We start from the raw sequence: 19,367 nt of genomic DNA, 5'->3' as shown, positions 1-19,367 counted from the left end.
ATATTTGCAGGCAGAATAACAGCCTATATGCAAATCCCAGCTATTGATTTAACCGCTTACGAATATACATTACCCGAGGAAAAAATCGCGAAGTTCCCGTTGGCAAAACGAGATGCTTCGAAACTTTTGCACTACAAAGATGGTCAGATTTCGCATCTGAATTTTAGCAACATTCCGGATTTACTCCCTGCGGACACCTTACTCGTTTACAATGACACCAAAGTAATTCCTGCTCGATTGATTTTTCAGCGGGAAACAGGTGCACGCATTGAGATCTTTTTACTTCAGCCTATTTCTCCTACTACAGTCATTCCTGAAATCATGCTGGCAAAGCATCCAGTCATCTGGGAAACCATGATAGGAAATTCTAAAAAATGGAAAGACGGAGAGATATTGAAAGGGGTGATTCCATTCCAGGGAAGCACAATCACACTTTTTGCCAAATTAATTGACAGAGAAAGCCGGCAAGTGGAATTCTCATGGGATAATGCAGAAGTGGCCTTTGTAGATGTAGTAGAAGCAAGTGGAGAAGTTCCTCTTCCTCCCTATCTGAACCGCAAGCCTGTAGAAGAGGATAAATCAAGGTATCAAACAGTTTACTCAGAAAAAGAAGGAGCCGTCGCAGCTCCAACTGCCGGATTGCATTTCACTCCTGAGATTTTTGAACGTTTAAAAACGAAAGGAATAAAAGAAGCTCAAGTAACACTCCATGTAAGCGCAGGCACTTTTCAGCCTATCAAGGCAAGTCAAGTCACTGAGCATCCTATGCACAGCGAGCAAATCCATGTGGATAGGAAAACTATAGAAACAATCATCCCTAATCTGGGCAAAATTGTAACCGTGGGAACAACATCAGTTCGAACGCTGGAAAGTCTATATTGGTATGGTGTAAAGCTACTTGAAGGAAAAGGTGAGGAATTGAGGATTGAAAAGCTTTTTCCTTATGAAGACAGAGAAAATTTGCCTTCAGCCCAGAAATCTTACGAAGCCATACTTATACATATGAAAGAAAAAGGTCTTCAAACAATCATGGGTACCACTGAGATTTTTATTTTCCCAGGATATGAGTTTAAAATTGTCAAAGGATTGATTACGAACTTCCACCAGCCTGGCTCAACCCTAATTTTGCTAATTGCTACTATTCTTGGGGAAGATTGGAGACACGTTTACAAGGATGCGCTAGCAAATAATTATCGTTTTCTAAGTTACGGAGACAGCAGTTTACTATGGATAGAGTAAATGGACTTGAAAAAATTAAAGGATTCTTAAGCAGTTTGAAAGCTGAATTCAGAGAACTCAGAATAATCAATTTCTTTCACCATTATGATCATCGCGTTTGCAAATTCCTGCTTACAAGCTAGGACAGCAAATGAATAGAATGGATCATTTGATTCAGATATTTCCAAAGAACCAAAAAACCTATGGAGTTCTTCTTGGGAATTTGAGCGGATTGTAATGCAACCATTTTTAGATTCACATCTCTCAATCATGAAATTTGCTGTAGCTGTTTGGATTATCATAGTTTCCGGCTTTGAATTAAAATCAAATTTAGAGCGAGATTTTCAATAAAACATACCCTATACAAGGTATTTTTCATGTTTCCAGAAACTAACTGTCAAATTATTTTATTTGATATTCAGACTATTAGACAAAAAGATCTAATCATTGAATTCCTATCTGGTAATGACTTGTTAAAATCTATTCAATTGACTTATATTTGCATCGCTTTACAAAATGAATATGGCAATGAAATAAGCCACATATTCAGAGAAACACCGAAAGGGTGCTTTGTCAGTAAAACGAAAACTAAGCCAAATAAAAATATCTAGAGAGTTGGGTGAGTGGCTTAAACCAGCAGTTTGCTAAACTGTCGTACGCCTCAACGCGTACCGGGGGTTCGAATCCCCCACTCTCTACAGCTTAAAACCCTAACTATTTGAAATATTAATAGTTAGGGTTTTCTTTTTTAAAGTGGTGCAAGTATTGAAGACATCCTCCTTTTTTCACCAGCGAATTATCATCAATTCACTCACCAACAACTAACTGTAATACAGTTAGTTGTCACCATCCACTTGTGCAAAGCCAACTCCAAGTGTTTCTCAGCAAAACGAATCAATAATCTTTAATTTATTCACATTCCTTAAGGATCTAAAAGACTATTTCGTCTACTTTTCTGCCCATCTTTCTCAAATAACTTTTCTAATCCTTATCTTAGAATTCAACCTATTTGTCCATGCCCAAATTCACCCTTCATATCAATGGTTTGCAAAAAGTAATTGATACTGAACCCGATACTCCCCTGCTTTATGTGCTTCGTGATAACCTAGAACTTAACGGGCCGAAGTTCGGCTGTGGCCTGTCTCAATGTGGTGCTTGTATGGTTTTGGTAGATGGAAGTGCTGTTACCAGCTGCATGAGACCCATTGCATCAATCGGAGATTCTAAGATCACAACCTTGGAAGGGCTGGCTAGCGAGAATGGAAAACTACATGCAGTTCAGGACGCTTTTAACCAAGAGCAGGCAGCCCAGTGTGGCTATTGCCTGAATGGAATGGTAATGGCCTCTGTAGGTTTGCTAAATGACAACCCCAATCCAAATGATTCCGAAATTAGAGATGCTTTGCAGTTAAACCTATGCCGCTGCAGTGCACATACCCGAATCATCCAAGCGGTCAAAACCGCCTCTAAAAACCTATCAGGAAAATGATCGAACTCTCAAAAACCTCCAGAAGGAAATTCCTCAGAGACATCGGCTACATCAGCGTGGGCTTCCCTCTGCTCAGTTCCTGTTTTGGAGAGCAGGACCCAGTAGTCGCTGCTAGAGTTAATTATGAAGGTGATTTGCCTGGTAGTATGCGGAATGCAAGTAAAGTAAACGCTTGGCTACACGTATTGGAAGACGGACGGGTGATGGTGTTTTCCGGAAAAGTAGAATTAGGACAAGGAATCAGAACAGCAATTCGGCAAGTAGCCGCAGAAGAATTGGACTTGGAGCTGGATCAAGTAGAAGTACATCTGGCAGAAACAGGCGTGACTCCTGACGAAGGCTATACTGCTGGAAGTAGTTCTGTCCCGAACAGTGCGATGTCGGTTCGCTATGCAGCAGCAACTGCCAGACAGAAATTATTGGAATTGGCAAGTGCAAAACTGAATATTGCTGAGGAAGATCTGATCCTTTACAACGGAAAAGTGAAATCCAAAAAAAGCAATCAATCTCTGAATTTTGCAGAGATACTGGAAGGGGCGCAAATTGACATGGAGGTAACCAAGCCCGTTCCTCTAAAAATAAAATCTGGCTATAGATACGTCGGCAAAGCCATTCCCCGCAAGGATATTGAGAAAATGGTTCGGGGAGAAGAGGTCTATATTCAGGACTTACGATTTCCAGGCATGGTGCATGCGCGGGTTTTACGCCCAGCAGGCTACCAATCTAAATTGGTAAAAGTTGACGATTCCGGACTTTCAACAGCCATTTCTGGAATCATCAAAACTGTAGTAAATGGTAGTTTTGTAGGTGTAATCACCGATAGAGAATATCAGGCAGTAAAGGCAGAAGCATATTTAAGAAAACATTCTGAATGGACTCCAAGCCCATCATTTCCTAAGCAAGAAACCCTTTTCGCTCATCTAAAATCCATTGCCGAAAAGCCTCAGAGCATTCGAAATGAAGGAGATATAACCACGACACCTAACGGCACAGATACTTTCAAGGCAAGTTATACCAAACCTTATCTCAAACATGGCTCAATAGGCCCTGCCTGTGGAATTGCGATGTACGATGGGGAAATTCTGCATATCTGGTCACATAGTCAGGGGATATACCCCATGCGACGAGCAATCGCTGCGATGCTGAAAATGGAGCAGGAGAAACTCCACGTAATTGCTGTCCCCGGAGCTGGTTGCTTTGGGCATAGTACAGCGGATGACGCCGCTACAGATGCTGCAATTCTGGCTTTGTCTTATCCCGGAAAACACATTCGTGTACAGTGGTCTCGCCACGACGAACACACATGGGATCCTTATGGAACTGCCATGATCATGGAATTGGAGGCAAGTTTGGATGCTAACGGAAAAATCAAAACCTGGAAAACAGATGTTTGGACAGACTCCCATAGCATGCGGCCTGATAATGATCCAGCCACACTTTTAGACACTAGATATTTGGAGAATCCTGTGCAGTTAAAAGGCAGAGGATACCTAGGAGGTGGACACAGAAATGCTGACCCTTATTATAGCATTCCAAACATGCAGGTGAACGCTCATTTCTTTAATGGCCCACTTCGCGTTTCTTCTCTGAGAAGCTTGGGCTCTTATACTACTATTTTTTCCATTGAATCTTTTATGGATGAATTGGCAGAAAAAGCCGGAAAAGATCCTTTAGAATTCCGTTTGGCACATTTGGAAGATGCAAGAGCCATCGCAGTCATCAATAAAATCCAAGAGATGTGTAATGGCGAAAAACTGGAAGAAGGAGAAGGGATTGGCTATGCTTTTTCTCGGTATAAAAACACCACGGCTTATGCAACTGCGGCAGCAAAAGTGAGCGTAGATCGAGCTTCTGGAACTATCAAACTCCTAAAAATGTGGGCTGCAGTAGACGTAGGAGAAATAATCAATCTGGATGGAATCATCAACCAAATAGAAGGTGGCATGCTTCAAGCAGCAAGCTGGACACTGAAAGAAGAGGTAACATTTGAAGACAATAAGATCACTAGCTCAGACTGGAGGAAATACCCTGTCTTTCGCTTTTCTGATATCCCAGAAGTGGAAGTAGCTATGATCGATCGCCCCAATGAAGCAGCAGAAGGCGGCGGTGAAGTTTCCATGCCGCCTACCGGGGCAGCAATCGCCAATGCAGTATATAATGCCTGTGGTAAGCGTGTGTATGACTTACCCATTACAGCAGAAAAGATATTGGGTTAATTTGAGCTGAAGCCAAGTTCAAAGGACGTACACTACGCTCAATAACTCGATGAATTATTCAATTATATACGTCCAGTTTCAGTTTTTCCCAGAATGAATTTATCAGCTTGCTGAGTATAGCAATTCAGAGATGTTAGTAGAAACAGTAGTGCAAAAATATTTTTCATGATTGAGTAGTTTAAAATTTCAACGACAACGCGGATTAATTTACAGAGATTAATATCCTAGACTTACTTAAATACATAGTGTATCTTTCCATTGATCGTAGTGTCAACATCCACTTTTTCTGTTTTTCTAGGAATACCAAGTCCGGCATAATTCCCTATTGTTCCCGAAATCTCCTCGATTTCACCAAAAACATTACAATTATCCTCTGTTAGTGACAGGCTAAATTCTTTCACAGCTTTAAAAGTCAGATCGAATTTTGGCTCTGATTTAAGATACAGAAATGAAAATTCAGAGTTCTTAGAAATAGTTACATTACTGTTTTCTGAAGTGATCAAAAGAGAATCCTGAGAAAACCCTATCAAATCAATATTATAGGTATTCTTAACTATCAAATGCTGCAGATTACTTACTCTTAAAGTGTAACCACCATTACTAGTATTGCGAAGATTTTTAATAAAAAGCGTATCATTTTTCACTGTAAAATCTTGAATTGGTTCGGTGTTGGGAGGCTTAATTCCATCTCCAATTAACTCATCATAATCCAACCGATTGCTATCGCTAGGAAAGATCTGTAGGCTTGATGCTTCCTCGATTTTAATAACCGAAAAATCTGCTAAATCTGTCTTGATTTTCACCACTTTAGGTTCATAATCATCCAATTCATATGAAATCAGCATAACAGCAATAATACTTAGCCAAGCAAATGACAAAAAAGAAAAAATATATTTATTACTGGTTTTCATGGTCGTTGGATTGAATGGTTTGAATCAGGATTTGTAGATCCACTGAGTTAAGTTTGAGCACTTCGATCTGATGTAGAATAGAAGGCAATTCATCACTTAAAAATGTTTGCTTTTGCATCTTGAGCAAATTTCGCTTCGCGTCAGTCGCTACGAAAAAACCTATCCCGCGCTTATTTTCGATGATCCCCTCTTCCTCCATCAAGCTATAGCTACGCATCACCGTATTGCGGTTTACCTCCATCTCCACGGCCAGTTCCCGGACCGATGGAATCTTCTCTCCTGCTACAATTTTCCCCTGAAGAATCTGGTCCGCTACCCAGTCCCTAATCTGAAGAAAGATGTTTTTTGATTCGTTAAACTCCATCTTAAACCTCCCGCTCTTTGAGCTTTAAATAAGTAATCCAATAGAAAAAAACCATTGCCACCCAAGCCAAAACAGTGAAGACAAACAACAACAATGGGGTGTTTTCAAAAAATTTCGGTTGTCGAAAATGTATTTGCGGAGTAAAAATCTTTGAAGGATCTTCAGGTATACCTACTACTATCCATGACAAAACTACGGGAGTACAAGCAATCAATCCGCAAAAACTAATAAACACCAATGGCATCAGTAATGAATTCCATTTTCCGAAAATAATGCCTCCGGAAAACATCAATGAAATAAATAATCCAGCAATCCCGAATAAGAAAAAATACGCCATCGCAGACTTATTCCAATAATAATAAAATGGAACAAGCATCTCCCATATATCCAAGTTATCTATCACCAGCAGAACAGAGGAAGTACCAACATCGGTAGTGGTAAAATCAGACATCCGAAACAAGTTTTTAGAAACTGATATTGAAAGAATATACATAACAGTAAAAAGAACAGGAAACATCAAAACTCTTGTAAAGAACTGAACAAAATACTTCTCTGTGGCTAAGCCTGGCATCGAAAGATAAACTAACGAGGACCTTTTGGTTCGGAGATCAACAAAGCTAAACCCTACTCCAAAAAACACTAAGAATAAAAGTTCCACATAAAATAAAAGAGTGAATTGTGATTGTCCAAAGGTTGTAGTATATCGATTGGCGAAAAAAATAAGGACAAATAAACCTGTAATTATGAAAAAAATACCGAGTATACCCATCTCATAAAACTTACGATGTATCGAAAACTCAAAGCGAAATAGATTGATTATACGACGTGCACTAATTGCGTTAGCATTCATAGGACTTCGGCATTTTGAGTTTGAAAAATTGAGTTACTGCTTAAACTTTTGTTCAGAACGGCATTGAAAAGCAGTTCCAGACTGATAGGAGTTTGCGCTTCCTGTTCTTTTCTAGACCGGATAAACTGGTAGCCCGTCCCAAACTTCTCAGCATACAACCCATCATCAGGAAGACTTGAAGAATTGCCGAAAAGCAAGTGATCTGATAATTCCAATAAATCAGCATCCAGCTGAATCTTACCAGCATTTAAAATGGCCACTCGATCAATCAACTTCTCCACATCCGCTACTAAGTGCGTTGAAATTATCAAGGTCTGCTCATCCTTGAGATTACCCGCCACTACTTTTCTGAAGACACTTTTGGAAGGAATATCCAGCCCGTTAGTCGGCTCATCGAAAAGCAAAAACCTGCAATTCGTACTCAGTCCAAAGGAAAGAAAAACCTTCTTTCGCTCTCCCAATGAAAGCTCGTTCAGTTTGACTTTCTTTTCCAGCCCAAAGTCAGACAAAATCTGATCAAACTGGGAGGAGTCAAACGCTGGATAAAAAGCCCCCATTAACTTTTGGTATTCTCCAATGCTCATATTTCCCGGATAGGCGGCATCATCGGCCAGGAAGAATATCTCCTCTAAGAAAGCTGGCCTCCTATCTTTTGGAATATGTTGCCCAAGGTTTATTGTCCCACTTTTAGGAAACAATAATCCGGAAAGCAAATGAAGCAAGGTGGATTTACCAGCTCCATTTTTACCAAGTAAACCTACCACCGAACCTTCGGGAACAGACCACTGAAGTCCTTCGAAAAGCATGGGCCTTTTACGGTAAGAAAAATTCAAATCTTTGACTGAAACGATCATAGTGTTATACTGTCATAGTGTATTATGACACTAAAGTATAAACTAAGTTTGAAAATCAAAAATTTCGATCAACTATTTTTTGGAATCTATTAAATTCAGCAATGGATTCACCCTATTTATTCCAAAGTCAGCGACTTGGTTTCCGCACTTGGCATCCTTCAGATTTGCCAGCGTTTGCTGCAATGAACGCCGACCCGGAGACCATGACTTATTTCCAGCATCCGCTTTCAAAAAAGGGATCCCAAGCTTTGATGGATAGGATGGCGAGACTCTATGCTGATCGAGGCCATTGCTATTTTGCTGTTGAGATTCTGGGAAGTGGGGAGTTTTTAGGAATGATAGGCTTAGGCACAAAATCTTTCATCGCTCCCTTCACGCCTTGCGTGGATATAGGCTGGAGAATCCAGAAAAAGTTTTGGAATCAAGGTTTTGCCAGTGAAGGAGCAAGCAGATGTCTTGAATTTGCCAAAGAATTGGGGATTGAGAAAGTGTATTCTTTAGCTTCTTCTAAGAATGCAGCTTCCGTCCGTGTGATGCAAAAAATTGGTATGACCTACGAATATGATTTTGAGCATCCCGACCTCTTGGAATATCCGAGATTGCAGCCCTGTAGTTTATATAAGATTGAGCTATAACCTTTCAACGTGAATATTGTCAGTTAGTGAATGTTAAGTGATAAGCGGAACAAAATCTGCGGAAATCTGCGAATTTTATCTCCGTCTTTCTGCGGGAAATTTTCAAGAAAGTTCAGGTAAAATCCAGCTTCTGGAGAAGCAGTATAACAATAAAAGCAAGACTATAAAGGCTAGAACTTAGATTTCACCTGAGTAACCAAGTGAATGATTAAAATAACTTTACGCCGTTGCGCCTTGGCGGGAGATTAATAATCAAAAAAAAGATGCCACCTCCAAACGGAAGTGACATCAAACCACTCAACCCCAACTAATAACCTTTTACTAGGCTAGGAAAAGTGAAGCAATTCCTAACACTTGATCTTTGCTAAGCGGCTCATCCCATCCTTCGGATACAGCACCAGCATCTATGCCAGTCAAATTAACGACGTTTACACCCCCATGCGTGACGTTTTCTTCGCCCGTATAGATTGCTTGTGTCGCAGCCGGAAGGGTTCCGTTAGATCCATTAGTGATCCAACCTTTTACAGTATCCTGACCTTTCTTAGTTCTTAATCTTCTTACCATAGAAGCATGTCTTGCCTCCACAGAATGTATCGAAAGCGCAGCAGTCAATACCACATCATTTTCCATCACATTACCTGCTTGGCCTTTGTAAGCTCTCACTCCTGTATCTTCAAATGCCTGAGAAAGGGCCAAAAATGTAGGGTAATCAGTGAATGGAGAGAAGTTGCCTCCAGCTGTGAAGTCAAATCCCGGCTCTGCTACAGGCGTACCCATTAGCACATTCGAGATTACTTCAGTCAAGAAGTTTACGTGAGCCAATTCATGATCTCTGATTTTGTTAAAAATCGCAGCATCTGCTCCATCAATTACTCCTGACTCAATACCAGTCTGGTAGTATCTGTACTCCAAATGCTCCAAGGTTAAGGCGAAATTCAATACGCCGATCAAACTTGCAGTATCTGCCTTTGCCACTCTTGGCAAAGCCGACAAAAGTCCAAGTGGTACAGCAGCCATCGCTACTTTTTTACTCATATCTCCAAACTGGCGGAAAGCCTCTCTTCTGGAGAAAAACATATCTTTCTCTTCCGGACTATTGGTATCCGGGCACATTTTATCTAGCAATTTTAATAAGTTCATGTCTTGTGTAGTTTAAAGTGGTGGATTATGAAGGCAATTGACTGAAGTCAATTGGTGTGGTGACATATGCGCTCGCAGCAGTCAATACCTGAGTAAAGTTTAGCGTACGCTCTAGTCCATTTGCATCAATCAAATCATCTCCTGCAAAATCAGCAGAACCTGGATTGATCAAATCTCTGATCGCAGCAGCATGTCTTGCTTCTACAGAAACAATTTTACCGGCAATCACCAAGTAATCTACATTCTCGATGAATTGTCCTGCGCCGTTATATGCTGCAACTCCCAAATCTTCAAACGTCTTAGCGGCCATCAATACAGATGTTCTATTGCTGAAATCAATAGCGCTGAAATTAACTTCCAGATCAGCAATAGCTGCATCACCTAAAGCCGCTTTGAAAAACTCTCTGTGAGCTCTTTCATGCTTCTCCAAATCCCCCATGATGGTCTTCTCTTCTGCACTTGCATTAGCGAAATAGCTTCCTGTAAGTACGGCAGCATAAAATGCCGCTTCCAACTGCTCCAATGCATATGCATAATTCAAAATTCCAATATCACCCGATCCGAGCTTCACTCCACCATCCATAGGAGGCATCATGTCGTCATCGTCGTTACAGCCTACCAAAAAAAGTCCGGCGGCGGCTACTGAAAGTGAGCCTGTTTTTAGAAACTGTCTGCGGTTTGCATTTTTCACCAGTCCCTGGGGCTTAATTAATTCATTTTTCATTTTCTGAGTGTTTAGGTTAATAATCCGGTTTTGGTTTTCATCTTAAAATATTCAATCACTTATCGGGATTTGCTTCGATTGGGTGATTTGAAAAAGATTTACGAAGTAGAGTGAGCGACTGGATTGAGTACACTTAAAAAAAAATTATCTACCTATTTCAGATGATGTAAATTCTTAAAAAGTCGAGTAGGTAAGGGGAATTTCACCCCAAACCTCTCACAGCACCGTGCGTGATAGTCTCCCATCACACGGCGCTTCCAAAGTCAGGCCTCCTGTTTCTGCCAAGAGTTGGAGGTACTAATTGCCAATGGGCAAACAGATTTGGCTTTCCTTGGTAAACTGTTTCCAGCCACCTGATTGCTTTCCGCTTACCCATTCTTCGTTTCTGTGCCATCTTCCATTCTATCAGTTTCCTGTTTAGCCAAAACCATAACCCCACTGTTGTCCATTTGTGGAATCTACAGTAGTAGTTAATCCAGCCTTTTAACATGACATTGATAGCAGACGACAGTTCTTGGATATTTCCTCTGAATTTCCTTATCGAAAATTTCCTGAGTTTATCCCTGACTGAGGTCTTGGAAGATTCACTCATACACGCAGCGGTGATCAGTTTCAGTCCGTCTTTTGTAGGACAATAGCGGGGCTTAAACGTATATCCCAGAAAGTCGAATGAGGATGCCGTCTCAGGGTTCTCTCTGTTTCGGTCGTTTCGGCAGTAGACAATCTTTGTCTTTGCCGCATTCATTGACAATCCGCACTCGTTCAGTCGCTCCGCTAATCGGGTTTTCATGAATGCTGCTTGCTTGTTGCTTACGCAGTGAACGATGATGTCGTCCGAGTATCTTTCAAACTGTATTTTTGGAAAATGTTTCGCCATCCACTTATCGAACGTAAAGTGGAGAAACATATTTGCCAACAGCCCGCTGATAACCCCTCCCTGAGGAGTACCCTTCTCTCGTCTTTCAATCAATCCTGTTCCCTGTTTCACAACATCAGCCTTAAGCCAACGCTCGATGTACATCAGAACCCATTTCTCCTTAGTATAGTGTTCTACCGCTTTCAGCAATAAATCGTGGGGGATGTTATCGAAGAATCCACTGATATCGATGTCCAGTACCCATCCAATTTTGCTGCATCTCCTGGTTGCTGACTGGATCGCCATATGAGCATTCCGCCCAGGGCGATAGCCATAGCTGTCAGGATGAAACGTCGGTTCTACTATACGTTCCAGATAGGTTTTGACCACCTGTTGACATACCCTGTCCGAAACTGTCGGGATCCCTAGTCCTCGGGTACCTCCCGATTTCTTGGGAATCAACACTTCCTTGATCGCTGAAGGGTGGTAGCTTCCTGAGCTCATACGGTTCCAGAGTTTGTAAACATTCCTGTTTAGTCCCTCCTCGAAGTCGCTGATTCTCTGTCCGTCTATTCCACCGCTTCCACCGCTGGACTTGACCTTTTTGAAGGCCTCCAGTACCATTATCCTGTTTACAGGATGCTCCTTTGTTTCATAATAATCAATCATCCCATTTTACAAGTTGTTGTTACCATGTAAACCGACTCTGGTTCCACCCTTCGCTCCCCTCTGCTTTCACAGAATATCGTAACTACTACGATGGAATCCGCCCCCTTTCAGCATTTCGGTATTCGCCTTACAGGTTCCCTGCTTGTACTTTCCCTTAGCACTGCTGAAAGAGTTCCCTTGTTCCGTTGAAAAGCCTGTAACGGGTTCCTGCCTCCTTTACACCGCATACTGTCCGGCCAATAACAGCTTACTCCTGCCGGACTTTATTCCTGAGGACACATAAACCCCCTCAGTTTCAGTATGGTCTATGGATATATCGATGTTTTACTATGGAGGTTCACTTTCGTTCAGCTCCCCGTTACCCACCTGACAGATGACTTCTGCCTTTTCTTTATCGCTCAATACGAATACCTTTCGGTGAAACGCACCATAAAGTGGTTTGTGAAGTCTGGCTGACAGCCTGCACGATGGGCCTACCATCATCTTTTCAACAGCATGCGTTGGACTTATTCCTCCGCTTCAAGGCACACTTATGTGTATCCGCAATGATGCCAGTCTCAAAATTTCTTTGCTTATAAGGCAGGAAGACCGATGAGGTCCTGATAGCAATCGGGAGACCGAAGTTGCCTAAATGCTAATATTTACTAAATTCTATGATGCTTTAGTCTCTTTCCTGGCAGAAAAGGAGATATACATAAAAAAATAATGCGTGGAATAAAACAAACACGTACAGCTAAAAAACTTACCCTAATTATTAGATTATAATTATTGCCGTTGAAAAATGGATCAGAGTGAAAAATCAGCAATGAGTGATCACTTATATACTCCACATAACCGCTTCTCCAAACTAACTGCTTCGAAATACTATCACAAGAAACCATTAAGCAATCTTTCCAAATCAGAAAAGAATGTAAGCCACTATGCTTCTAGCTTTTAAATAGTAATCTCTTTAAAAAGTATTTACAGTTATTTTTTAATAAATTCATCACAAGTGAATTATCTTACCCCTTTAAAACAGTTTATTTCCATACGTCACCTAATGTCCCATTCTTTTTTATTGATCTCCCTGCTTTGGGCTTTCACCACTTTTCAACAAAAAAGTACTACTGAAATGGAATCTGATGCGATTCTAGATTCGCTAATCAAGAAAAGTGAATATTATTTATATGTAGAATGGGATAGTGCATTTGCCTACCTCACCCAAGCAGACTCTCTCGCTCGACTATTAGAACAAGACAATAAAGTTGGAAATATAGCCAACTTGTTTGGTACCTTATATTACGTCGAAGGTGACTATGTGAGGTCTATGAGATATTATTCCAATGCAAGCGAAATTTTCAACAAAACCCTAGATGAATCAGGCTTGAGCTATGCCCTCAACGGACGGGGGCTTATTTACCTTAGCCAGAATGAGCTTGAAAGAGCCATTGAAATTTTTGACCGCTGTATTGAGATAAACAAAGGGCTGGGAGACACTTACGGGGTTGGCAAAAATTATTTCAACAGAAGTATAGGAGAGTCTGACCTCGGTCAGTTTGAAAAGGCCCATCATTCGATTGATTTGGCTTTGGAATACCTAAAAGAGCATCATGATCGGGTGATCTACACGATGACTTTGAATAGAGCCGGTAAGATCTACTTTGATGAGGGAAAACTGAAAGAGTCTGAGGATTATTATAACCGTGTTTTGAATTATACTGGAGAGCTGAGCAATTGGGCAAAAGCATTTGCCTACACTGGATTGGCAGAAATACAAATTGCCAGAGGAAACCAAAGAAAAGCATTAGAACTGGCAAATATTGCCAAAGGCTACGTAAACAAAACCCGGGGATATTGGGACAAAGCTAGATTATCTAAAGCACTGATGACTATCTATGAAGCCCATGATCAATATGTTCAGGCCTTTGAGCATTCCAAACTTTATAAATCCTATTCGGACAGCCTATATAATGAAAATAAAAATGCCGAAATCAGCTATCTGCAGCTTCTTTTGACCAACTCAGACAATCAAAACCTACTACAGGAAAAAGAACTGGCAGAAAGCAATGCTCTATTCAATAAAAAATTTACTTTCATTCTGATAATAGCCCTAATCGGGCTGATCATAGGGATTATCCTCTATGGAAGAGTGATCAAACAAAAAGAAAAAATAAACCAAGTTCTTCTGGAAAAGCAAAAGGAAATTCAAATCCAAAATGGAAAGCTTGAAGCCATCAATGCAGAAAAGAACAAACTATTTTCGATTCTTTCACATGATCTCAAAGCTCCTATTAAGTCTGTAAAAGAACTGTTGGAACTGGAAGAAGAAGGATTGCTAGATGAAGACGAACAAAAAAGTGTCAGGAAACTTCTTATCAAACAAGTTTCCGATACAGATGAGATGCTAAGAAAACTACTTCGGTGGTCCCATGCCCAGCTTGATGGAATTCTCACAAAAAGAACCCCGACTAACCTCTCTGTAATTATAAAAGAACAGGTAGACCAATTGGATTACCAGAAGATTGCCAAAAATATCACTATTGATTTTTCATTGATTTCTGAAGATATCCACATACTTGTAGATCCTCAGCACTTACGTATTATTTTACAAAACTGCCTTCAAAACTCCATCAAATTCTCCAATCCTAATAGTCAAATAAAATTATGGAATTCAGTAAATCAGATGAATGGATTTATAAATCTTCATATTAAGGATGAAGGGGTAGGTATTTCTGAAAACAAAATGGAAGAAATCTCCTCTAATTTGGTTCGAATCAAATCAACAGAAGGCACCCATAAGGAAAAAGGAACCGGCTTGGGATTACTACTCGTAAGACAGTTTACAGAGAAAAACCAAGGGATTTTCAGCATCCAAAGTAAACCAAACGAAGGAACTGAAATCATCCTTAGCTTTGAGAAAATCGATTCCTCAAACGAGAATGTTGAATCTTAATCAATAAGTCCATATTCACCCAAATATAATGAAACCTCTTATTCTACTTACTCTAGCGTTTTTGACTTCCTTGCCTCTTCTCTCCCAACAATTAACCACCCGGGAAATGAATAGAATCAACTGGATGGAGTTTGCAGACTTCGTACCAGAGAAAATCACCACCGTGCTTTTACCCACCGGAACACTAGAACCTCATGGTGTAATAAACAATGGAGCTGATAATAGCGCCCCAGAGGCTATGGCCAGAGATATGGCAAATGATCTCAATGCACTCATTGCTCCTACTCTGAATTATGGAATTACGGGAAGCATGGCAGCTTTTCCAGGAGCATTTCAAATCACCGAAGAAGCCTATCGTCCTTTCATCAGAGATATTCTAAGAGGTCTAGCCAAAAATGGTTTTAAAAACATCATCATTCTCAACGGACACGGAGGTGGACAAACTAAAGTCCTTCAAGAAGTAGCTGCCGAAGTAGCCAATGAGCTCGGCGTGAGAACTCTCGTGCTGAACTGGTGGTCTTTTGCCTCGGATGTCACATTTGAAGTCTTCGATGAAGACGGTGGACATGCTGGGTTAAACGAAACTGCCTACATACAGGCTATCGATCCAACTTTGGTGCACAAGGAAAAATACAGTGCTGAGATGACCACAGCATATCCTGCTGCTGGAACATGGTCTGCTAGTCCGTTCCCATCATCAATCGGACTTTACAAGGCAGGTCAGGGCTATCCAAATTTTGATCAGGAACAGGCCGATGAGTATTTCAAAAAAGTAAATGCTAAAGTTTCAGCCTTCATCCAAGAGATCATCAAAAAGTGGGATTTGGCTGGTTTGTAGTCTTCATTATTCGAAATTTCACATGCTACATTCGAAGTTTCATCAATTAGTAACAGCTATATATAATAAGGACATAAACTCCATTTCAATCAAATACATATGAAAGCCACCCATATGATTTTCGCTGTTTTTTTATTCATCCTGATGAGTTGTGGAGAAAGCTCAGTGGATTCGCCCCTTTCTCTTTTTGATGGCAAAAGCTTAGCTGGGTGGCAAGGAGATACGGTGAATACCTGGCGTGTGGAAGACGGGATGATTGTAGGTGGTTCTTTGGATGAAACAGTGCCAACTAATGAATTCCTAGTCACCGACCGAAGTTATGAGAATTACATCCTGACCTTAAAAATCAAACTGACTGGAGACGAAGGCTTCATTAATTCAGGAGTTCAGTTTCACAGCAAACGTTTAACAAATCCTGCTTACGAAATGGAGGGCTATCAGGCTGACTGGGGCAAAGGATATTGGGCGAGTTTGTATGACGAATCCCGGAGAAACCTCACCTTGACCGCCCCAGACTCTGCTCAAGTAATAACTTGGATCAACGTAGATGACTGGAATGATTATAAAGTTCATGCTGAAAATGGACGAATTCAGCTTTATATCAATGGACATCAGACGGTAGATTATACAGAAGAAGACAAAACAATTCCCCAATCAGGCTTGATTGGATTACAAATTCATGGAGGTGGAAAAGCTCAAGTAGCATTTAAGGATATTTTTATTGAAGAACTGCCTCAAAAAGAATAGATTATAGATTGATTTAGGATTTACTTCATTTATCAATCAACCCAAACACCATGATCAAAAATTGCTTACTAATGGCTTTTTGCGTCATTCTATGCGCCAATTCTTTTTCCTCAAAAGCCACATCTATAGATCCAAATGATCCTCCTGCAGATATAGAATTCAAATTACAAGCTACGATCCTGGGATATTTTGCTCCAGATGGCACCAGAAATCCTACCCTTAGGGCGAAAAAAGGTGACCGAATCACCATTACCATCACGAATGGAGAGATCATGACGCACGATGTAGCCATGGAAAAGCTTGGAATCAAAAGTGAAACCATTCTGGAAAAAGGCTCAACAACAAGCATCACCTTCATTGCTGTTAGCGATGACACGTATTTCTGCTCCATTCCGGGACACCGAGCGGCAGGTATGGTAGGGAGATTCGAATTGATAAAAGGAGATGAAACCAAAACCAAAATAAACGGAACTATCCCGCAGAAGGATGGAAAGGCGTTAAATCTAAATTTCGAAACAGGTACGCTTCAGGATTGGACAGCTTCTGGAGATGCATTTGTCAGTCCTATTTTCACTACTGATCCTTCTCCCGTTCACAGCGAAGAGGATAAGATAAACTTTGAGGGAAAAGACTTCCTAAGTAGCGGCGGAACGAAGAATTATAAATTGACAGGAACGCTGACTTCAGTTCCTTTTCAGGTGACTCAGCCATTTGCAAGTTTTTTGGTTTCGGGAGGAGCCTTGGCAGATACACGAGTAGAACTGGTATTAGCAGAATCGAATGAAGTGATTTACAAATCCACAGGGCAAGGTCGCGCCACGCTACAGCCAGTTGTGGTGGATTTAAGTTCCTATCTAGACAAGTCTATTTTCATCCGAATCATCGACAAGGAAACAGGCATCTCCCAAATCCCATACATCTCAGATGACAAATGGGCTCATATCAACTTTGATGATTTCCAGTTTTATGCAAGCCGTCCAAACTTTCCCAATGAATTAAAACAAGAAGACATTATCATTCTACCTCCATTGGATCCAGTTTTGAACTCTGGACTTTCTGGAATCGAAGCTGCCAAAGCCATGACTCCACCGGAAGGATTCACCATCACACTTGCAGCCGCCGAACCGGATATCATCCGACCAATCAGCTTTACACTTGACCCTAGGGGTAGACTTTGGGTAGTTGAAGGGCACACCTATCCTACTCCAGCGCCAGAAGGTGATGGAAAGGATCGCATCTTAATTTTCGAAGATACTGACGGCGATGGCACCTTGGATTCCAGAAAAGTATTTTCCGAAGGACTCAATCTGGTCAGTGGAATAGAAGTCGGAATGGGTGGAGTATGGCTTGGAGCAGCTCCTTACCTCTTATTCATCCCTGCAGATTTTGAAAATGATAAACCTACAGGCCCACCGGTCAAACTACTTGATGGCTGGGGAACAGACGATACCCACGAGGTACTAAATAATCTGAGATGGGGTCCAGATGGCTGGCTGTATGGAACTCATGGAGTTTTCACCCATTCCAATGTAGGCAAGCCCGGATCCACAGATGATGAGCGTACGAAAATCAATGCCGGAGTTTGGCGCTATCATCCGACGAGACATGAGTTTGAAGTTTTTGCCGAAGGCAGCAGCAACCCTTGGGGCATTGATTTCAATAGCTACGGACATCCATTCATCACTGTCTGTGTGATTCCTCATATGTATCATGTCATTCAGGGAGCTCGCTACCAAAGACAAGCCGGAAAACATTTCAACCCTTACACCTATGATGATATCAAAACCATCGCAGATCATGTGCACTGGGTAGGCGATCGTGGGCCACATGCCGGCAACTTCCGCTCAGCATCTGCAGGTGGCGGACATGCACATGCCGGTGCCATGATTTACTTGGGTGGAGATACCTGGCCCAAAGAATATCGCGACAATATCTTCATGAATAACATCAATGGCTCTCGACTGAATATTGATCAACTTACCCGAGATGGATCTGGCTATGTGGCGAAACATCAGGATGACTTTATGGCCATGAACGACTCCTGGTCACAATGGCTCAATTTCAAGTATGGCCCAGATGGCTCAGTATTCGCCATTGACTGGTATGATCAAAACCAGTGTCACAGCCCAAATCCAGACGTGCATGACAAGTCATTGGGGCGAATTTTTAAGATTTCCCATGAAAATGATGTCTGGGTAAAAGTGGATTTATCCAAAGCCAGCAGCGTAGAACTTGCCACTTACCAAACGCATAAAAACGAATGGTATGCCCGCCAAGCTAGAACCATCCTACAAGAACGAGGTGCGACTCCGGAAGCCGTGGCTGTGCTAAAGAACATTTTGGCGAGCAATCCAGAAACGACAAACAGGCTAAGAGCGCTATGGACATTGCATGTGACAAATAGTCTTTCGGAAAAAGACCTAAATGAATTGATTTCAGATCCTGATGAATACATCCGAAGCTGGGCAATTCAACTAGAAGTGGAAGATGAAAGGGTATCAACTGAAACTTTGGCACAATTCGCCAGCATGGCTAAAAAAGATCAATCAGCTTTAGTGAGACTCTATTTAACTTCTGCTATGCTTCGATTGGAACCTGCTATGCGTTGGGAAGTGATGGATGCATTGGTTCAGCGATCCGAAGACATGGATGATCACAATATGCCGTTGATGTTTTGGTATGCAGTAGAACCCTTGGCAGATCTTGATGCTGACCGAGCTTTGGCTTTGGCAGAAAAAGCTTCAAATCCATTGATTCTGAAATACACCGTGCAGAAACTTGGTGAGCTAAAAACTGCAGAATCAACAGCAGCTTTGCAAAAACTCAAGCAATCATTAGCTGAATCTGATTCTCACAGCAATCATGAGTTGAAAATGCAATTAGCTAAAATCACCTTAGAACCTTAAAAACCCTCAGACATAATT

At 41.3% G+C, this 19,367-nt stretch carries 16 protein-coding genes and 1 tRNA gene; 9 read left to right on the top strand and 8 right to left on the bottom strand.

What is annotated here, in order from left to right:
* Positions 1-27 precede the first annotated feature (27 nt).
* Positions 28-1,239, top strand: a complete 1,212-nt coding sequence (locus ESV85_RS12935; RefSeq protein ID WP_146918416.1) for an S-adenosylmethionine:tRNA ribosyltransferase-isomerase — start codon at positions 28-30, stop codon at positions 1,237-1,239.
* A 26-nt stretch (positions 1,240-1,265) separates the two neighbouring features.
* On the opposite strand, the gene ESV85_RS12930 is transcribed toward ESV85_RS12935, so the two are convergent.
* Positions 1,266-1,520, bottom strand: a complete 255-nt coding sequence (locus ESV85_RS12930; RefSeq protein WP_146918242.1) for a hypothetical protein — start codon at positions 1,518-1,520, stop codon at positions 1,266-1,268.
* Positions 1,521-1,827: 307 nt separating this feature from the next.
* Here ESV85_RS12930 and ESV85_RS12925 point away from each other — a divergent pair.
* The 3 genes from ESV85_RS12925 (at position 1,828) to ESV85_RS12915 (ending at position 4,923) form a co-directional block, all read left to right on the top strand.
* Positions 1,828-1,916, top strand: a tRNA-Ser gene (locus ESV85_RS12925).
* Between the two features lie 317 nt (positions 1,917-2,233).
* Complete coding sequence (locus ESV85_RS12920; RefSeq protein ID WP_146918240.1) at positions 2,234-2,707, top strand: (2Fe-2S)-binding protein; 474 nt, start codon at positions 2,234-2,236, stop codon at positions 2,705-2,707.
* The gene (locus ESV85_RS12915; RefSeq protein ID WP_146918238.1) at positions 2,704-4,923 is read left to right on the top strand and encodes a xanthine dehydrogenase family protein molybdopterin-binding subunit; all 2,220 of its coding nucleotides are present in this window, start codon (positions 2,704-2,706) and stop codon (positions 4,921-4,923) included. Before ESV85_RS12920 ends, ESV85_RS12915 begins: the two co-directional genes overlap by 4 nt.
* A gap of 230 nt (positions 4,924-5,153) precedes the next feature.
* Here the strand turns inward: ESV85_RS12915 and ESV85_RS12910 are convergent, their stop codons facing one another.
* Genes ESV85_RS12910 through ESV85_RS12895 form a run of 4 tightly spaced genes read right to left on the bottom strand, consistent with a single transcriptional unit; the run spans position 5,154 to position 7,902 of the window.
* A complete protein-coding gene (locus ESV85_RS12910) occupies positions 5,154-5,834 on the bottom strand; it encodes a hypothetical protein (protein ID WP_146918236.1) in 681 nt (226 codons plus the stop codon).
* The gene (locus ESV85_RS12905) at positions 5,821-6,198 is read right to left on the bottom strand and encodes a GntR family transcriptional regulator (protein ID WP_146918235.1); all 378 of its coding nucleotides are present in this window, start codon (positions 6,196-6,198) and stop codon (positions 5,821-5,823) included. Before ESV85_RS12905 ends, ESV85_RS12910 begins: the two co-directional genes overlap by 14 nt.
* Before the next feature lies 1 nt (position 6,199).
* A complete protein-coding gene (locus ESV85_RS12900; RefSeq protein ID WP_146918233.1) occupies positions 6,200-7,048 on the bottom strand; it encodes a hypothetical protein in 849 nt (282 codons plus the stop codon).
* Complete coding sequence (locus tag ESV85_RS12895) at positions 7,045-7,902, bottom strand: ATP-binding cassette domain-containing protein (RefSeq protein WP_223275995.1); 858 nt, start codon at positions 7,900-7,902, stop codon at positions 7,045-7,047. Before ESV85_RS12895 ends, ESV85_RS12900 begins: the two co-directional genes overlap by 4 nt.
* 101 nt (positions 7,903-8,003) lie before the next feature.
* Between ESV85_RS12895 and ESV85_RS12890 the strand changes: the two genes are divergently transcribed.
* A complete protein-coding gene (locus tag ESV85_RS12890) occupies positions 8,004-8,537 on the top strand; it encodes a GNAT family N-acetyltransferase (RefSeq protein WP_146918231.1) in 534 nt (177 codons plus the stop codon).
* Between the two features lie 321 nt (positions 8,538-8,858).
* Here the strand turns inward: ESV85_RS12890 and ESV85_RS12885 are convergent, their stop codons facing one another.
* The 3 genes from ESV85_RS12885 to ltrA form a co-directional block, all read right to left on the bottom strand.
* Positions 8,859-9,677, bottom strand: coding sequence for a ferritin-like domain-containing protein (locus tag ESV85_RS12885; RefSeq protein WP_146918229.1), 819 nt, complete (start codon positions 9,675-9,677; stop codon positions 8,859-8,861).
* A 25-nt stretch (positions 9,678-9,702) separates the two neighbouring features.
* Entirely contained in the window at positions 9,703-10,401 is a 699-nt protein-coding gene (locus tag ESV85_RS12880) for a ferritin-like domain-containing protein (RefSeq protein WP_146918227.1), read from the bottom strand.
* Positions 10,402-10,645: 244 nt separating this feature from the next.
* Entirely contained in the window at positions 10,646-11,881 is a 1,236-nt protein-coding gene (gene ltrA / locus ESV85_RS12875; RefSeq protein ID WP_223276000.1) for a group II intron reverse transcriptase/maturase, read from the bottom strand.
* A 1,084-nt stretch (positions 11,882-12,965) separates the two neighbouring features.
* Between ltrA and ESV85_RS12870 the strand changes: the two genes are divergently transcribed.
* From ESV85_RS12870 to ESV85_RS12855, 4 genes are all read left to right on the top strand, one after another.
* On the top strand, positions 12,966-14,858 hold the full coding sequence (locus tag ESV85_RS12870) for a tetratricopeptide repeat-containing sensor histidine kinase (protein WP_146918223.1): 1,893 nt from the start codon (positions 12,966-12,968) through the stop codon (positions 14,856-14,858).
* Positions 14,859-14,964: 106 nt separating this feature from the next.
* Positions 14,965-15,696 carry a creatininase family protein gene (locus ESV85_RS12865; RefSeq protein WP_223275994.1) on the top strand — a complete coding sequence of 244 codons (732 nt, stop codon included), beginning with the start codon at positions 14,965-14,967 and terminating at the stop codon, positions 15,694-15,696.
* A 99-nt stretch (positions 15,697-15,795) separates the two neighbouring features.
* Positions 15,796-16,443, top strand: a complete 648-nt coding sequence (locus ESV85_RS12860) for a DUF1080 domain-containing protein (RefSeq protein WP_146918219.1) — start codon at positions 15,796-15,798, stop codon at positions 16,441-16,443.
* 50 nt (positions 16,444-16,493) lie between these two features.
* Entirely contained in the window at positions 16,494-19,349 is a 2,856-nt protein-coding gene (locus tag ESV85_RS12855) for a PVC-type heme-binding CxxCH protein (RefSeq protein WP_146918217.1), read from the top strand.
* Positions 19,350-19,367: the final 18 nt, after the last annotated feature.

Origin of the sequence: Algoriphagus aquimarinus (assembly GCF_007997215.1) — a bacterium.
In the GTDB taxonomy this organism is placed as follows: domain Bacteria; phylum Bacteroidota; class Bacteroidia; order Cytophagales; family Cyclobacteriaceae; genus Algoriphagus; species Algoriphagus aquimarinus_A.
Note: the sequence above shows the minus strand (reverse complement) of the source record. Positions and strands in the feature narration are given on the sequence as shown.

What these genes read in the sequence shown, in the direction of transcription:
- ESV85_RS12930 (WP_146918242.1), bottom strand. Translation starts at nt 1,520, where the DNA reads ATGATAATCCAAACAGCTACAGCAAATTTCATGATTGAGAGATGTGAA.
- ESV85_RS12855 (WP_146918217.1), top strand. Translation starts at nt 16,494, where the DNA reads ATGATCAAAAATTGCTTACTAATGGCTTTTTGCGTCATTCTATGCGCC.
- ESV85_RS12890 (WP_146918231.1), top strand. Translation starts at nt 8,004, where the DNA reads ATGGATTCACCCTATTTATTCCAAAGTCAGCGACTTGGTTTCCGCACT.
- ESV85_RS12920 (WP_146918240.1), top strand. Translation starts at nt 2,234, where the DNA reads ATGCCCAAATTCACCCTTCATATCAATGGTTTGCAAAAAGTAATTGAT.
- ESV85_RS12865 (WP_223275994.1), top strand. Translation starts at nt 14,965, where the DNA reads ATGAATAGAATCAACTGGATGGAGTTTGCAGACTTCGTACCAGAGAAA.
- ESV85_RS12900 (WP_146918233.1), bottom strand. Translation starts at nt 7,048, where the DNA reads ATGAATGCTAACGCAATTAGTGCACGTCGTATAATCAATCTATTTCGC.
- ESV85_RS12935 (WP_146918416.1), top strand. Translation starts at nt 28, where the DNA reads ATGCAAATCCCAGCTATTGATTTAACCGCTTACGAATATACATTACCC.
- ESV85_RS12905 (WP_146918235.1), bottom strand. Translation starts at nt 6,198, where the DNA reads ATGGAGTTTAACGAATCAAAAAACATCTTTCTTCAGATTAGGGACTGG.
- ESV85_RS12870 (WP_146918223.1), top strand. Translation starts at nt 12,966, where the DNA reads ATGTCCCATTCTTTTTTATTGATCTCCCTGCTTTGGGCTTTCACCACT.
- ESV85_RS12880 (WP_146918227.1), bottom strand. Translation starts at nt 10,401, where the DNA reads ATGAAAAATGAATTAATTAAGCCCCAGGGACTGGTGAAAAATGCAAAC.
- ltrA (WP_223276000.1), bottom strand. Translation starts at nt 11,881, where the DNA reads ATGGTACTGGAGGCCTTCAAAAAGGTCAAGTCCAGCGGTGGAAGCGGT.
- ESV85_RS12895 (WP_223275995.1), bottom strand. Translation starts at nt 7,902, where the DNA reads ATGATCGTTTCAGTCAAAGATTTGAATTTTTCTTACCGTAAAAGGCCC.
- ESV85_RS12915 (WP_146918238.1), top strand. Translation starts at nt 2,704, where the DNA reads ATGATCGAACTCTCAAAAACCTCCAGAAGGAAATTCCTCAGAGACATC.
- ESV85_RS12910 (WP_146918236.1), bottom strand. Translation starts at nt 5,834, where the DNA reads ATGAAAACCAGTAATAAATATATTTTTTCTTTTTTGTCATTTGCTTGG.
- ESV85_RS12885 (WP_146918229.1), bottom strand. Translation starts at nt 9,677, where the DNA reads ATGAACTTATTAAAATTGCTAGATAAAATGTGCCCGGATACCAATAGT.
- ESV85_RS12860 (WP_146918219.1), top strand. Translation starts at nt 15,796, where the DNA reads ATGAAAGCCACCCATATGATTTTCGCTGTTTTTTTATTCATCCTGATG.